The sequence below is a fragment of the Cryobacterium arcticum genome, assembly GCF_003185895.1.
Lineage (GTDB): Bacteria > Actinomycetota > Actinomycetes > Actinomycetales > Microbacteriaceae > Cryobacterium > Cryobacterium arcticum.
Map to the genome: position 1 here is coordinate 43,511 of NZ_QHLY01000008.1, position 15,059 is coordinate 58,569.

Below are 15,059 nucleotides of genomic sequence, written 5' to 3' on the forward strand. Positions count from 1 at the left end.
CCCATGCATGGTGAATACAAGGTTCCTGGTGGCAAGCTTGTCGTCGTCGATCTCGAGGTAGTCGACGGTCTGATCACGGAATTTCGTCTGGCCGGTGATTTCTTCCTCGAACCCGACGATGCCCTCGAGGACATCAATGCTGCGGTGAACGGTCTGCCGGCCGACAGCGATGCCGCGACCATCGCCGCCGCGGTGCGTGCGAGCCTGCCGCCCCAGGCGACGTTGCTCGGCTTCTCACCGGAATCCGTGGCCGTGGCCATCCGCCGTTCGTTGGCCCACGCGAGCGGCTGGAAAGACTACGAGTGGAAGCTGATCCACACCAAGGCCGTTCCGCCCGTGATGCAGATGGCGCTCGACGAGGTGCTCGCCGTCGAGGTGGGCGAGGGCCGCCGCAGCCCCACCCTGCGCATCTGGGAGTGGAACGAACCTGCCGTCGTCATCGGCAGTTTCCAGTCGCTCAAGAACGAGGTCGACCAGGTCAACGCCGACAAGTACGGCTTCACCGTGGTGCGCCGGGTCTCCGGCGGCGGCGCCATGTTCATGGAGGCGGGCTCGGTCATCACCTACTCGATCTACGCGCCCACCGACCTCGTGCAGGGCATGACCTTCGCCGATTCCTACGCCTTCCTCGACGAATGGGTCATCACCGCGCTCAAGTCGCTCGGCATCGACGCGCACTACCAGCCCCTCAACGACATCACGAGCCCCACCGGCAAGATCGGCGGCGCCGCCCAGAAGCGGCTCGGCAGCGGCGCCGTACTCCACCACGTCACCATGAGCTACGACATGGACGGCGAGAAGATGGTGCAGGTGCTGCGCATCGGTCGGGAGAAGCTCAGCGACAAGGGCATCACCAGCGCCGCCAAGCGGGTCGATCCGCTCCGCAGTCAGACGGGGCTCAGCCGCGCCGAGATCATCGACCGGATGAAGCAGACCTTCACCAGCCTGTACGGGGCCACTCCCGGAGATATTACCGACGCGGAGTATGCCAAGGCGGCCGATCTGGTGGAGAGCAAGTTCAGCACCGATGAATGGATCGGCCGCGTTCCCTAACGACCTCGGCTGAGCAGGTCCTGGTACTCGGCGTGGGTGTTGATCCACTCGGCGACGAAGGGGCACGCCGCCACGACAGTGAGGTTCGTGCGCGTGCGCACGTCGTCGAGAGCCTGTTCCACCAGGATGCTCGCCAGCCCGTGATCGCGCTTGGCGGGGTTCACCTCGGTGTGGGTGAACTGCATCTCCTGACCCACCACCCGGTAGTCGGCCAGGCCGACGGGCTCACCGTCCTGCCAGAGCGTGTAACGCGAGAGGTCCGGTTCGTGCTCGACGTGCGCGGTCGTCTCGGCGCTCATCATCTCTTCACTTGTCATCGGAACAGCGTAAGCCGACTGACAGAATGAGGGAATGCCAAACGCGTGGACTCAGTCCTCTCCCAGCAGAGTCATCCAGGCCGACAACCTGGATGTGCTGCCCACGCTGCCCGACGGCGCCTTCACCCTGATCTACCTCGACCCGCCGTTCAACACCGGCCGCAGCCAGAAACGCCAGGCCACCACATCGGTGCGGACCATCCAGGCCAGCGGCGGGCACGCCACCGGTACCATCACCGGATTCAAGGGTCAGCGCTACGAGCGCATCAAGGGTGACTTGCTCGGCTATGACGACCAGTTCGAGGACTACTGGGCGTTCCTCGAACCAAGGCTGATCGAAGCCTGGCGCCTGCTCGCCGACGACGGCACCCTCTACCTGCACCTCGACTACCGTGAGGCGCATTACGCCAAGGTGCTGCTCGACGCCCTCTTCGGCCGGGACTGCTTTCTCAACGAACTGATCTGGGCCTACGACTACGGCGCCAAGTCGAAGAACCGCTGGCCCACCAAGCACGACACGATCCTCGTCTACGTGAAGAACCCCAAGGGCTACTACTTCGACTCCAGCACCGTCGACCGGGAACCCTACATGGCACCCGGCCTGGTCACGCCGGAGAAGGTGGCGAAGGGCAAACTGCCCACGGATGTCTGGTGGCACACCATCGTCTCGCCCACGGGCAAGGAGAAGACCGGTTACCCCACCCAGAAGCCCGTCGGCATCCTGCGCCGCATGCTCCAGGCTTCCAGCCGCGAGGGCGACTGGGTGCTGGACTTCTTCGCCGGCAGCGGCACCACCGGCGCTGTTGCAGCCGCGCTCGGTCGCAAGTTCCTGCTGATCGACCAGAACCCCGAGTCGCTTGCCGTGATGCACGACCGGCTGGGCGAGCTTCCCGACGTGGATTTCGTCGACGCGGATCGGCAGACAAGACTGGGAGCATGAGACTCCGCATCTTCACCGAGCCCCAGCAGGGCGCCAGCTACGACGACCTCCTCGCGGTGGCCCAGGCCACGGAGACGCTCGGGTTCGACGCCTTCTTCCGCTCCGACCACTACCTGGCGATGGGCGACCATGTCACCGGCCTGCCCGGCCCCACGGATGCCTGGACCACCCTTGCCGGTCTCGCCCGCGAGACCGAACGCATCCGTCTGGGCACCCTGGTGTCGTCGGTCACCTACCGGCCGCCGGGAGTCCTCGCGATCCAGGTGGCCCAGGTCGACCAGATGTCGGGCGGACGGGTCGAGCTGGGCCTCGGCACCGGCTGGTTCGAGCAGGAACACCTGGCCTACGGCATCCCGTTCCCGGCCAAGCGGTTCGGCATGCTCGAGGAGCAGCTCGAGGTGATCACCGGCCTGTGGGAGACCCCGGTCGGACAGACCTACAGCTTCAGCGGCGAGCACTACACCCTGGTCGATTCGCCCGCCCTGCCCAAGCCCACCCAGGCGCGGGTTCCGGTGATCGTGGGCGGAGGCGGCGCCAAGCGCACCCCGGCCATGGCCGCGCGCTTCGCGACCGAGTTCAACCTGCCGTTCCCCGAGTTCGCCGACATCGCCGGCAAGTTCGCCGGCGTGCGCGCGGCCTGCGAGGCTGTCGGCCGCGACCCGCAGGAACTGGTCTACTCGACCGCGCTCATCGCCGTGGCCGGCGCGGATGAGGCCGAGTTCAGCCGTCGCGCTGCCGCCGTTGGCCGTGAACCCGCCGAGCTTCGTGAGCACGGCCTGGCCGGAACCGCCAGCGAGGTGGTCGACCGGCTCGGTGCGCTGGCCGACGACGGCGTGGAGTGCGTCTACTTGCAGATCATGGACCTGGCCGACCTCGACCACCTGGACTTCATCGCCCGCGAGGTCGTGCCGCAACTCGGCTGATCGCCCGGCCGGGTGGATCAGGCCGAGTCGCGCAGTATCAGGCGGGTGGGCATGATGTTGTGGTGCGGCACCGACTCGTCGTCGGCGAGCAGTCGGAGCAGCAGGTCCGCCATCGTGAAGCCCATCTCCTTCGACGGTTGGCTCACTGTGGTGAGTGAGATCGGGCCGGAGGTGGCGGCGGGGCTGTCATCGAAGGACACCACGGCGATGTCGCCCGGAACCATGCGGCCCTGCTCGGCGAGCACGCCCATGGTGCCCACGGCCATCAGGTCGCTGGCGACGAAGAGTGCGTCGATGTCGGGAGTGTTCGCCAGCAGGCGCCGGGTTGCGGCGGCGGCTCCGGCGGCCGTGAAGTCACCGTGCTCGATGGCCGCGACCTCGAGACCCGCCTGGCTGAGGGCCTGGTGGAACCCGGTCAGGCGGTCGATACCGGCGGGCATGTCGACGGGGCCGGTGATGGTGCCGATGCGGCGGCGGCCGAGGTCGATCAGGTGCTGCACGCCGCTGATCGCGCCGGCGATGTTGTCGACGTCGACGAAGTAGTTGTTCTCGCCGGAGTGGTTCGTGGGCCGGCCACCGAAGACGACGGGCATGGTGGACTCGAGGTTGGCGACGAAGTCGTCACCGGTGTGGTGCGAGATCACCAGGGCGCCGTCGACGTTGCCCGAGCGCAGGTAGCGCATGGTCTTGTGCCGGGGGTCGCTCGAGGCCACCAGCAGGTTGAGGGTGTAGTCGCTCTCGTCGAGTCGGTTGGTGATTCCCTGCACGACTGCGGCGAAGTAGGGGTCGCCGAAGAATTTGGTCATGTCTTCGGGTACGACCAGGGCCACGGACTGGGTCTGGTGGCTGGCGAGGGACCGCGCCGCGCGGTTGGGCACGTAGTTGAGGCGGTCGATAGCGGCGTTGACCGACTCGACGACCTCGGGCCGAACCTTCGGCGACCCGTTCACGACGCGGCTGACGGTGGCCCTGGACACACCTGCGTCCGCGGCCACCATCTCCAGGGTCGGCTGGGGCGGGCGCGTCGACCGAGTTCCCATGGGCATGGCGTCATTCTATTTGGGCGCACGCGACCGCACGCCACCGCCCGGGCCGACGCGCCGCCGACTCGCCGGTGAATGCGCGGTTCTACCGACCCCGTGTTGACACACCGGGCGTGAGTGCCCTATGGTGGCGGTGATTGATGAGAGCGCTCTCACGCCCGGCGATGAGAGCGCTCTCATTCCCGCACGTATGTCTTGCAATCGCACAAGCACACGCACACAAAGGAGTGATAGTGAAGTTCTCACAACGCACCAAGGTTGGGGCCGCAGTTGCCTGCGTCGCATCCTTCGCCCTTCTCGCCACCGGTTGTTCTTCGGCCGGCACCGGCGGTTCCTCAGACGGTGACAACATCGAGTTGACCATCACCACGTTCGGCAGCATGGGCATGTCCGACCTGTACGCACAGTACGAGAAGGAAAACCCCGGCATCACGATCAAGGCCAACAACATCGACACGGGTGGAAACGCCCGCACGGATGCCTTCACCAAGATCGCCGCCGGAAGCGGACTGTCCGACGTCACGGCCGTTGAGGAAGGCTGGCTCGGATCGATCCAGGAGGTCTCCGATCAGTTCGTCGACCTTTCCGACTACGGCGCAGACAAGATCAAGGACCGCTGGGTTCCGTGGAAGCTTGCCCAGGGCACCGACAAGGACGGCCGCATCATCGCGTACGGCACCGACATCGGCCCGGAAGGCCTCTGCTACAACAGTGCAGCGTTCGCGGCCGCAGGCCTGCCGACCGACCGCACCGAGGTCGCCGCGCTGCTCGGTGGCGCTGACGCCACGTGGGACAGCTACTTCGCACTCGGCGAGCAGTACCAGAAGGCCACCGGTAAGGCCTGGTTCGACCAGTCCGGCTTCATCTGGAACTCCATGGTCAACCAGATGGACGAGGGCTACTACACCGCGGACGGCGACCTGAACGTCACCGACAACGCGGACCTGAAGGCTGCCTGGACGAAGCTTGCGGCCGCTAACGCTGCCGGCCTCTCTGCTGCCCAGACCCAGTGGGACTGGAACAAGGGTGCGTCGTTCACCGACGGAACCTTCGCGACCTTCATGTGCCCGGGCTGGATGCTCGGAGTCGTCCAGGGCCAGGTTGAGACCGCCGGCGGCGACGCCACCGGCGCGACGGCCGGCTGGGACTTCGCCGACGTCTTCCCCGGCGGAGCGACCAACTGGGGCGGATCGTTCCTGACCGTTCCGACGCAGTCCAAGCACCCGCAGGAAGCTGCTGACCTGGCCGCATGGCTGACCGACGCTGACCAGCAGGTCGCCGAGTTCAAGGCTCAGGGCCCGTTCCCGTCCGTCACCGCAGCGCAGACGGATCCCGCCCTCGCTGAGGCGACCGGAGTCTCGGCGTTCTTCAACGACGCCCCGATCGCCGACATCCTGACCAAGCGTGCCGATGGTGTGAAGGCCCAGTTCAAGGGCCCCGATGACTCCACGATCCAGGAGCAGGTCTTCGGCCCCTCCGCGATCTCGCTTGACCAGGGCGTTGCAGGCGACAAGGCCTGGGACGACGCCATGACCCTGTTCGACCAGCTCATCACCAACAAGTAGTAGCAAGAATCCGCTCGACCGGGCTCCCCGACGCCGAATCCAGGCGTCGGGGAGCCCGACTTGAAGGCAGAAAGTCACATGACACGAACACTCGAACCAGACACCAGCGCCCCTGCGCCGGTCAAGCGTCCCGGTCGCGCTAGCGCCCTCACCTACAAGCACCGGCTCAGTCGCATGGATGTGAAGCTGTCGCCCTACCTGTACATCTCGCCGTTCTTCGTGCTGTTCGGGCTCGTCGGACTGTTTCCGCTGGTTTACACCTTCGTGGTGTCCCTCAACAACTGGAACCTGCTCAGCGGACCGGGGGAGTGGGTCGGCTTCGACAACTACAGCGCAGAGCTCGCCGACCCGCTGTTCTGGAACTCGCTGTTCAACACCATGAGCATCTTCCTGCTCTCGAGCATCCCGCAGCTGGTCGTCGCCACGGCCATCGCCGCCATCCTCGACCAGAACCTGCGCGCCAAGACCTTCTGGCGCATGAGCGTTCTCATTCCCTACGTCGTGACGCCGGTTGCCGTCGCCCTGATCTTCTCCAGCATGTTCAGCGAACAGAGCGGCCTGGTGAATCACCTGCTCAGTTTCGTCGGCGTGGACCCGATCGGGTGGAAGACCGACGTCCTGCCCAGCCACCTGGCCATCGCCGGCATGGTGAACTGGCGATGGACCGGCTACAACGCCCTCATCCTGCTCGCCGCCATGCAGTCGGTGCCGCGGGATATCCACGAATCAGCCGCTCTGGACGGGGCCGGCTTCGTACGCCGCTTCTTCTCGATCACTCTGCCGAGTATCCGCCCCACCATGATCTTCGTGATCATCACCGCCACCATCGGCGGGCTGCAGATCTTCACCGAGCCGCGCCTCTACGACGCCACGAGCTCCACGGCAGGTGGAGCCCACCGGCAATTCCAAACCACTGTGCTCTACCTGTGGGAGATGGCGTTCCAGAGGCAGAACTTCGGCAAGGCATCAGCGGTGGCGTTCATCCTCTTCATCATCATCGTGGCCTTCGGCCTACTCAACTTCCTGATCTCGCAGCGGATCGCGACGACGGATTCCCGATCTGAGTCCAAGAGAGCGAAACGTCAGCTGAGCCGCACGCTCCGAAACGGCGCGAAGGAGCCCCGAGCATGACCGACACCATCACCCGCGCCGAGAGCGCGTCGAGCACGCCAGAACCGGTGGCTCCCAAACTGCCCAAGAAGACCAAGCACAAGGGCCTCGGCATCGACCGCCGACCCGGCTTCCTCACCTACGGCATCCTGATCGCCCTGTTCGCCGGCGGCACCTACCCGCTCTGGTGGTCGGTCGTTGTGGGAGCGAGCCCTTCTTCGGTGTTGTCGCAGGAATGGCCGCCCCTGTTGCCGGGAGGGCAGTTCTGGGACAACGTCGCCGTTGTCTTCGACACCATCCCGTTCTGGCAGGCCCTGCTCAACAGCGTGCTCGTGTCGACAATCATCACCGTGTCTGTGGTGTCGTTCTCTACCCTCGCCGGCTACGCGTTCGCGAAGCTCAAGTTCCGCGGCAGCAACGGGCTGATGGTGTTCGTGGTTGCGACGATGGCCATCCCCACCCAGCTGGGCATCATCCCGCTGTTCATCCTGATGCGCCAGTTCGGCTGGACCGGGTCGATCGGCGCGATCATCATCCCGACGCTCGTCACGGCCTTCGGAGTCTTCTTCATGCGGCAGTACCTCGTCGACGTGATTCCGGACGAACTGATCGAGGCCGCCCGGGTCGACGGTGCCAACATGATCACGACCTTCTGGAACGTGGCCGTGCCGGCCGCTCGCCCCGCGATGGCGATTCTGTCGCTCTTTACCTTCATGATGGCCTGGACCGACTTCCTCTGGCCGATGATCGTGTCGCCGCAGAACCCGACTCTCCAGGTCGCGCTCAGCCAGTTGCAGTCGGCGCGCTATATCGACTACTCGGTCGTGCTCGCCGGCGCGGTGCTCGCGACCCTTCCACTGCTGATCCTCTTTGTCTTCGCGGGCAAGCAGCTCATCTCAGGCATCATGGCGGGGGCCGTGAAGGGCTGATTCGAGCAGAGTGCATCAGCACTACGACGCCGCGTGGCCGGCCGTTCGGGGGAACTCCGTCGGCCACGCGGCGTCGTTCCTTTAAGCGAAGCAGTGCGTCAGGCAGTGCGTATGCGTCAGCTGCAGCAGCGCATCAGAGCCCTGACCGGAGAGCTAGAACGGTGGCGGTTCTGCTCTGCCCAACGATCGGGGCAGTGAGGGTGCCGCCGGCGCCGGCGCTGACGGTGTCGGCTGGCCGATCGGGTTGGCGGGTTCGCGAGTGTAGGTCTTGCCGCCCGGGCTGGTCCAGGTGAGCGCCCCGGTCGGGGTTTGCCGGGTGCGGAAGCTGGATTGGTGTTTCAACCGGTGACAGGCCTTGCACAGGTGCACCAGGTTCCCGACGGCGGTCGGTCCGCCCTTGTTCCACGGCACGGTGTGGTCGATTTCACTGTGGGTGGCTGTGCGATTGCAGCCGATGCCCTGACAGGTTTGATCGCGGATCTCGGTGTACCGCTTCATATCTGCCGGGGGTGTGTACGAGTCGCGGCCGACGGAGAGCATGCACCCGGTTTCCGGGTGGGTGAGGATCCGGTCCCAACTGGGCGCGGTGCCGGCCAGTCGACGGGCGGTTTCCGGATCGATCGGCCCGTACCCTTCGAGCATCCCGGGTTCGAAGCTCTTCCCCATCAGGGTGAGCACGGGAACGGTGACGTGCACGGTGCCGCGGATGCCCCGGCCCAGGCCGCCGGCGCATTCACCGTCCAGCAGTAGGTCCCGGAAGGCGTCTGCGCGGCGTTGATCCATCGTGCGCAGCACCACCTCGCAGCCGGGATCGGCGCCGTCGGCACCATCGTTGGTGTCGGCGTCGTTGAGGCTCTTCGCGATCCGGGTCAACCGGTCATACCCGGCCTGGGCTTCATCGGCCTTGAGGTACGCATTCAACCAAGCCATGCCGTCCACGTCGGGCTGCAGCACCACCCGCCGCAGGGTTACGCCGACGTCGGCGCGCTCCTGCAACGACACCGGATGCAATCGGTCCAGTTCTCGGGCGGCAACCCTGCCGAACTGCGTCGCGGTGAGCTTCTCCGCTTTACCCAGTACAGCCGCTTCGAGAGCGGGCAGTACTTCGTCGGGGGCGCCGGTGGTGACGTCCTGCATCCTGAGCACGTGCGCCCAGCTGATCCGGCCCTGCGCCAACGCCTTCTGAAACCCGGGCAGTTTCTCGACCAGGTGGGCGGCGTTGAAGATCATCATCCGCGCCGTCGTGGAGTGCAGCCGGAGCGCCCCGGCGACCTCGGTCGCGAGGGTGCGCTCGGCCAGCTCGACGTCGTCCCAGGCCGGGCCGTGTGCGTGGGTGTCGGGATCGTTCGCCCCGGTTTCGACCGGGTCTCCGCGCAGTCCGGCGATGATCCGGGGGTGCTCGCCGAGCCGGTGCAGTTCGGCGAGAAGCCGGGCTCGTTCGGCATGGATCGCCGACATCTGCCGGGCGTTCTCGATCAGCGGATCGATGATCGCGGCGATCGCCGCGGAGGTGGCATCGATGCCCTCGGGTCGAGCCGTGTCGGGCTCGACTGGGGCGTCTTCGGGTGTGGCGTTTGAGGTGGCCATGGCTCTATAGAACCACCACCCACTGACACTGCCGATCCCAGTAAATCAGCGGTGGAGAAGGCCACAAACAGGCCGCCTGTGCAGGAGCCGCGGGGCGACAGGCCCAGGGCCGAAAGCAAGAACGGCGCCCCTGTTGCGCAGGGGCGCCGTCGAAATCGTGGCTATCAGCCAAAGGCCGCCATCAGGCGAAAACGCGCACAGCCTCCTGCACCGTGACCGGTCCCGTCACCAAGTGCAGCACCGTGCGCGATCCGGCGCCGGTGCGCAGAATTTCCGCAATCACCGCGGCAACGTCTGCGCGCGGGATGCTGCCCCGAGGCTCGGGCCTAACCGCTCCCTCGGCATCCGGGCCGGTGAGTTCCAGGCGTACCAGGCCGGTGGGGGCGTCGTCGGTGAGCGTGCCGGGGCGCACGATGGTCCAATCCAGGTCGCGGCGCACCAGGTCTTCCTCGGCGCCGAGCTTGGCCTGCAGGTACACCAGGAAGTCCTCAGGTACCCCGTCGGGCTTCGCACCGTCGCGCACGAGGTCGGCGCCGGTTGAGGAGATCTGTACGAACCGCGTCACGCCCGCGGCTTCCGCCGCATCCGCCAGGAGCACCGAGGCGCCCAGGTCGACCGAGCCCTTTCGGGCGTCTCCGCTGCCCGCGCCCGCACCGGCCGCGAAGACCGCGGCGTCGGCACCGGCGAGCACCGCAGCAATGGCGTCAACGGTGCTGTTCTCCAGGTCGAGAACCACCGGCTGGGCGCCATCCAACAGCAGGTCGGCGCTCTGCTCCTCCTTGCGGATCAGCCCGATGACGGTGTGACCGTCACCCGACATTTCCCGCGTGAGTGCCCGAGCAATTTTGCCGTGTCCGCCAGCTATAACAATTCTCATACTCGATACAACAGGCGCGCCAACGAGGGAATTCCCCGGCACGCACCGCCTGCGGTGCGACACGCCCGTTGCAGACTAGGCTCGGCAGCGTGTCTGAACCAACGCGCCGGGGGGCGTCACCGCGCGTGCGCCGTCGTCGCACGCTTGTCGTAGCGACGGCTGTAGTTCTCGTGATCGCCGGAGCCGGAGCGGTGATCCTGGGCGGAATCACCGGTCGAGCGGCCACGGCGCCGACGGCAGCCGCCACCGCCACGACCACTCCCGATGCCGAGCCTGCCGAGCCGACCGAGCCGCCGCGGCCATCACCGTCGACCTCGCCCGAACCCGCTCCTGCACCAACGTTCAATCGAGCTGCACATTCGATCGATGACCCGGACAGCATCTGGGTCGTCGTCGACAAGCTGCGGCCATTCAATCCCGTCGACTACGCCCCGGGCGATCTGGTCGACGTTCCGGTTCCGTTCGCCAACCCTCCCCAGATGCGGGTAGAGGCGTCAGATGCCGTTGTCGCTCTCTTCGCTGCCTTCACCGCCGATACCGGCTTGGCACTGCAGTCCCAGAGCGCCTACCGCAGCTTCGACACGCAGACGACGGTCTACAACCGGGACATCGCCTCTCTCGGGCAGGCCGGCGCCGACCTCAGTACCGCCCGCCCCGGCACGAGCGAGCATCAGACCGGCCTGACCATCGACATCAGCGCCCAGCCCGGGCAGTGCTCCCTGAACGCCTGTTTCGCCGATACCCCGCACGGCCAGTGGCTGGCCGCCAATGCCTGGCGATTCGGCTTTCTGTTGCGGTACCCGGCTGACAAAGTGGCCGTGACCGGATACGAGTTCGAGCCCTGGCACTACCGGTACATCGGCATCGATCTGGCCACCGAAATGCACAACACCGGCGTGACCACTCTCGAGGAATTCTTCGGCCTTCCGGCGGCCCCGTCCTACAACTGATTCCATGCTCATGCATGGGTTGTGCAGGCTCCGCACAGTGTTCTGCCAAGTAGGGATGTTTTCCTTGCGGGTCCCCACCCCCGCTGACGAGAAACGATTTTGTGCGCCCCGCTTCCCCTCCCGAATCCCGCAAGTCCACCCGACGACACCTTAAACGCCAGCAGAAGAGGGCCCAGCGCAAGCGCCACCTCGTTGTCGTAGCGAGCCTCACTGTCGGCACGACCGTGGTGGCCATCATCGCCGGCCTCGTCATCGACAGCGGCGCGTTCAGCGCCGAAGCCGGCCCCGCGAGCGCGGCCCCGGCGTCGCAGACTGTCGTCACGCCGACCCCGACGCCGTCCGCCACGATTTCGATGCCGGCCGCGACAGAGACTGCCGAGCCCATCGTGCGCAGCGCCGTTGTGGCATCGGATGGTTCGCCCGCCGGCCCCGTCACCGGCGGTACCGTCGTCACGGTCACGGGCACCGACCTCGAAGGTGTCACCAGCGCGAGCTTCGGCGACAACCCGGCGACCGTGGTCGCGGCCACCAGTGACACCGTCACTCTGGAGACTCCCGCAGCGACCGACCTCAGCACCGGCGCCGTCACCGTGAACCTCTTCGCCGACACCGGAGCGCCCGTGCAGGTGGTCGGCGGTGCCGACGCAGCCGGGAGCGCCGATGGGACCTCGAGTGCCGCTGCCACGGCCGCCCTCACCGAGGCCATCGAGGCGACGAGCAGTGCCGCCGTCACGGCTACGGCCGCGCCGGCGGCCACTCCCGCTCCTGCCGTGCTCACCTTCACCTACGTGCCGGATCCCGCGATCACCGCGCAGATCGACTATGCCCTCGCGCACTGGAACAACTACAACTCAGCGGTGTACGGCGCTATCTCCGGTAACGACTGTGTGAACTTCACCAGCCAGTCACTGCTCGCCCGCGGCTGGACGATGGACGCAGAATGGTCGTTCAGCGCCGGACAGTACAGCGCGGCCTGGGCCAGTTCCACGGCCTTCGCCGCGTACCTCAGCGCCCACCCGGAGCGTGCCACCGCGCTCAGCGATGACCAACGCGACCAGGTGAAGGTCGGCGACGTCGTGCAGTTCGACTGGGATGACTCCGGCGACAGGGACCACACCGGCATCGTGACAAGGGTCGAGCGCACCGCCACCGGCGTGGAGATCTACTACGCGGGACACACGGCCAACACCGACTACCGCTCGGTGGACGCATCCCTCGCTGCCGGCGGCGGAAGCGTGAGCTACTGGAGCATCGTCTAGCCCGGGTTTTTCATCGGCCGCTCATAGCCCGGTCCCAGACTCTTCACCAAAAGGTGTGATTTGCTGGAGGATTCGTCCCCCCGAACAGAGGTAATCGTTGTGGCTGTAGCTCGACCTGCACGAATCGGCGTCGTCGCCCTGGTACTCGGTGGCATCGTCGTCGGCGGGGTGGCTCTGGCAACCTCAACCAACGATCGGGGCACCTCGGGGCAGACCGCGTCGACGGATGCCGCGGCATCCGTTGCCACCACGGCAGCGCCGGAGGCCGACACCCGCGAGACGCCCACCGCGACGGCCGCGCCGGTCGAAATGGACGCCAATGTGCAGGCCCAACTGGACTACGCGCTCACCTACTGGAGCGACTACAACACCGACGAATACGGCGTTGTCGACGGCAACGACTGCGTGAACTTCACCAGTCAGTCCCTGGTGGCCCGCGGCTGGGCCATGGATGAGGACTGGTACACCAGTGGCACCGGCTCTGACTTCGACTTCTCGTCGCCCTGGGTGAGCTCGACCGCATTCATGAACTACCTCGCCGACTCCGGCCGCGCTACTGCCCTCACTGACGACCAGCGCGACCAGGTGAAGCTCGGCGATGTGGTGCAGTTCGACTGGGACAACTCCGGCGACCGCGACCACACCGCCATCGTGTCCCGCATCGAGGGCAGCGGCGACGACATCGTGATCTACTACGCCGGGCACACCGACGACTCCGACTACCTCTCGGTGGACTTCGCGATCACCGAAAAGCACCCGGGCGGCACCGCGTACTACTGGAGCATCCCCTAGTCCCCACCTTAGGAACCGGTGCGCCCACTTGCGCCAAGATGCCCCGTCACGGATTGTGACGGGGCATTTTCGCGCAACTCGCGGCTGGGCGCTAGCTGATGGCGGCGTCGACGATGGCCTTCGCCTCGATCTGCACCTGCTTGAGGTGCTCCGGGCCCTTGAACGACTCGGCGTAGATCTTGTACACGTCTTCGGTGCCGCTGGGTCGGGCCGCGAACCAGGCGTATTCGGTGATCACCTTGACGCCGCCGATCGCGGCACCGTTACCCGGCGCGTGGCTGAGTGCGGCGATGATCTTGTCACCCGCCAGCTCAGTGGCCGTGATGGCCGCACCGTCGAGCTTGCCCAGAGCGGACTTCTGCGCGGGCGTTGCCGCGGCATCGATGCGCTCATAGGAGGGGGCACCGAAGTGCTCGGCCAGCTCGGCGTAGCGCACGCTCGGGGACTTGCCGGTGACGGCCACGATCTCCGCGGCGAGCAAAGCGAGCAGGATGCCGTCCTTGTCGGTGGTCCAGACGGTGCCGTCGAAGCGCACGAAACTGGCTCCGGCGCTCTCCTCGCCGCCGAAGGCCACGGATCCGTCGATGAGGCCGGGAACGAACCACTTGAAGCCCACCGGCACCTCCCACAGCTCGCGGCCGAGGAACCCGGCGACGCGGTCGATCATGGTGGAGGAGACGAGGGTCTTGCCGATCGCGGCATCCCCCCGCCAGCCGTCGCGGTGGCTGTAAAGGTAGTCGATGGCCACGGCCAGGTAGTGGTTCGGGTTCATCAACCCGGCATCCGGGGTGACGATGCCGTGCCGGTCGGCGTCAGCGTCGTTACCGGTGAGGATGTCGTAATCGTCCTTGTGCGCCAGAACGGAGGCCATGGCGGAGGGGCTGGACGGGTCCATCCGGATCTTCTCGTCCCAGTCGAGCGTCATGAACGCCCAGGTCGGGTCGACGTGCGGGTTCACCACGGTGAGGTCGAGCTCGTACCGGTCGCGGATGGCGCCCCAATAGCCCACGCTCGCGCCGCCCAGCGGGTCAGCACCGATGCGGATGCCGCTGGCCTTGATGGCCTTCATATCGATGATGTTCTCGAGGTCGTCGACGTAGTGGCCGCGGAAGTCGTAGGTCTCGACAGCGCTGGGCTCGGCCGCCTTCACGGCCCGCATCTCGTCGGCGATGATCTCGTTGGCGCGGTTGGCGATCCACGAGGTGGCGTCGCTGTCGGCCGGTCCGCCGTGCGGCGGGTTGTATTTGAAGCCGCCGTCCATGGGCGGGTTGTGGCTGGGGGTGACGACGATGCCGTCGGCCTGGTCGTCGTGGCCGGCCCGGTTGTAGGCGAGGATCGCGTGCGAGAGCGCCGGCGTGGGCACGTAGTCGTCGAACTCGTCGACCAGCACCCGCACGCCGTTGCCGACGAGCACCTCGAGGGCGGTGGTGGTGGCGGGGCCACTGAGGGCGTGCGTGTCCGCGCCGATGAACAGGGGGCCGGTGATGCCCTGGCCAGTGCGGTACTCCACGATTGCCTGGGTGGTGGCGAGAATGTGGTTCTCGTTGAATGCCGTGTTCAGGGAGCTGCCGCGGTGCCCCGAGGTGCCGAAGACGACCCGCTCGGCCGCCACCGTCACATCCGGTTTCAGGTCGTAATACGCCCTGATGAGAGCCTCAACGTCGATCAGATCGGATTTCTGGGCCGGGGTGCCTGCGCGTGCGTTCATAGTGCC

At 66.5% G+C, this 15,059-nt stretch carries 14 protein-coding genes; 9 read left to right on the plus strand and 5 right to left on the minus strand.

The window, feature by feature from the left end; all coding sequences use genetic code 11:
• The first annotated feature begins 3 nt into the window (after positions 1–3).
• Entirely contained in the window at positions 4–1,053 is a 1,050-nt protein-coding gene (lplAB, locus tag CTB96_RS07755) for a lipoate-protein ligase LplAB (RefSeq protein ID WP_110126361.1), read from the plus strand.
• On the opposite strand, the gene CTB96_RS07760 is transcribed toward lplAB, so the two are convergent.
• Complete coding sequence (locus CTB96_RS07760; RefSeq protein WP_248283273.1) at positions 1,050–1,370, minus strand: GNAT family N-acetyltransferase; 321 nt, start codon at positions 1,368–1,370, stop codon at positions 1,050–1,052. The two genes, lplAB and CTB96_RS07760, sit on opposite strands and share 4 nt — an antisense overlap.
• A 34-nt stretch (positions 1,371–1,404) precedes the next feature.
• On the opposite strand from CTB96_RS07760, the gene CTB96_RS07765 reads away from it, so the two are divergent.
• Both CTB96_RS07765 and CTB96_RS07770 read left to right on the plus strand, forming a co-directional pair.
• Entirely contained in the window at positions 1,405–2,310 is a 906-nt protein-coding gene (locus tag CTB96_RS07765) for a DNA-methyltransferase (RefSeq protein WP_110126362.1), read from the plus strand.
• Entirely contained in the window at positions 2,307–3,233 is a 927-nt protein-coding gene (locus tag CTB96_RS07770) for an LLM class F420-dependent oxidoreductase (RefSeq protein WP_110126363.1), read from the plus strand. Before CTB96_RS07765 ends, CTB96_RS07770 begins: the two co-directional genes overlap by 4 nt.
• A 17-nt stretch (positions 3,234–3,250) precedes the next feature.
• On the opposite strand, the gene CTB96_RS07775 is transcribed toward CTB96_RS07770, so the two are convergent.
• Complete coding sequence (locus CTB96_RS07775) at positions 3,251–4,279, minus strand: LacI family DNA-binding transcriptional regulator (protein WP_110126364.1); 1,029 nt, start codon at positions 4,277–4,279, stop codon at positions 3,251–3,253.
• A gap of 230 nt (positions 4,280–4,509) precedes the next feature.
• Between CTB96_RS07775 and CTB96_RS07780 the strand changes: the two genes are divergently transcribed.
• From CTB96_RS07780 to CTB96_RS07790, 3 genes are all read left to right on the plus strand, one after another.
• On the plus strand, positions 4,510–5,841 hold the full coding sequence (locus CTB96_RS07780) for an ABC transporter substrate-binding protein (RefSeq protein ID WP_110126365.1): 1,332 nt from the start codon (positions 4,510–4,512) through the stop codon (positions 5,839–5,841).
• Positions 5,842–5,919: 78 nt separating this feature from the next.
• On the plus strand, positions 5,920–6,972 hold the full coding sequence (locus CTB96_RS07785; protein ID WP_110126366.1) for a carbohydrate ABC transporter permease: 1,053 nt from the start codon (positions 5,920–5,922) through the stop codon (positions 6,970–6,972).
• Positions 6,969–7,880, plus strand: a complete 912-nt coding sequence (locus CTB96_RS07790; RefSeq protein ID WP_110126367.1) for a carbohydrate ABC transporter permease — start codon at positions 6,969–6,971, stop codon at positions 7,878–7,880. The genes CTB96_RS07785 and CTB96_RS07790 overlap by 4 nt, the downstream gene beginning before the upstream one ends.
• A 153-nt stretch (positions 7,881–8,033) precedes the next feature.
• Here the strand turns inward: CTB96_RS07790 and CTB96_RS07795 are convergent, their stop codons facing one another.
• Positions 8,034–9,467, minus strand: a complete 1,434-nt coding sequence (locus CTB96_RS07795) for an HNH endonuclease signature motif containing protein (RefSeq protein ID WP_110126368.1) — start codon at positions 9,465–9,467, stop codon at positions 8,034–8,036.
• Positions 9,468–9,648: 181 nt separating this feature from the next.
• Positions 9,649–10,344 carry an NAD(P)H-binding protein gene (locus CTB96_RS07800; protein WP_110126369.1) on the minus strand — a complete coding sequence of 232 codons (696 nt, stop codon included), beginning with the start codon at positions 10,342–10,344 and terminating at the stop codon, positions 9,649–9,651.
• Between the two features lie 89 nt (positions 10,345–10,433).
• Between CTB96_RS07800 and CTB96_RS07805 the strand changes: the two genes are divergently transcribed.
• The 3 genes from CTB96_RS07805 to CTB96_RS07815 all read left to right on the plus strand — a co-directional run bounded on the left by CTB96_RS07805 (position 10,434) and on the right by CTB96_RS07815 (position 13,345).
• Positions 10,434–11,294, plus strand: coding sequence for a M15 family metallopeptidase (locus CTB96_RS07805; protein WP_248283275.1), 861 nt, complete (start codon positions 10,434–10,436; stop codon positions 11,292–11,294).
• Positions 11,295–11,395: 101 nt separating this feature from the next.
• Complete coding sequence (locus CTB96_RS20470) at positions 11,396–12,553, plus strand: amidase domain-containing protein (RefSeq protein ID WP_181397188.1); 1,158 nt, start codon at positions 11,396–11,398, stop codon at positions 12,551–12,553.
• A gap of 99 nt (positions 12,554–12,652) precedes the next feature.
• A complete protein-coding gene (locus tag CTB96_RS07815; protein ID WP_110126371.1) occupies positions 12,653–13,345 on the plus strand; it encodes an amidase domain-containing protein in 693 nt (230 codons plus the stop codon).
• A gap of 91 nt (positions 13,346–13,436) precedes the next feature.
• Here the strand turns inward: CTB96_RS07815 and pgm are convergent, their stop codons facing one another.
• The gene (pgm, locus tag CTB96_RS07820) at positions 13,437–15,053 is read right to left on the minus strand and encodes a phosphoglucomutase (alpha-D-glucose-1,6-bisphosphate-dependent) (protein WP_110126372.1); all 1,617 of its coding nucleotides are present in this window, start codon (positions 15,051–15,053) and stop codon (positions 13,437–13,439) included.
• Between the last annotated feature and the right edge of the window lie 6 nt (positions 15,054–15,059).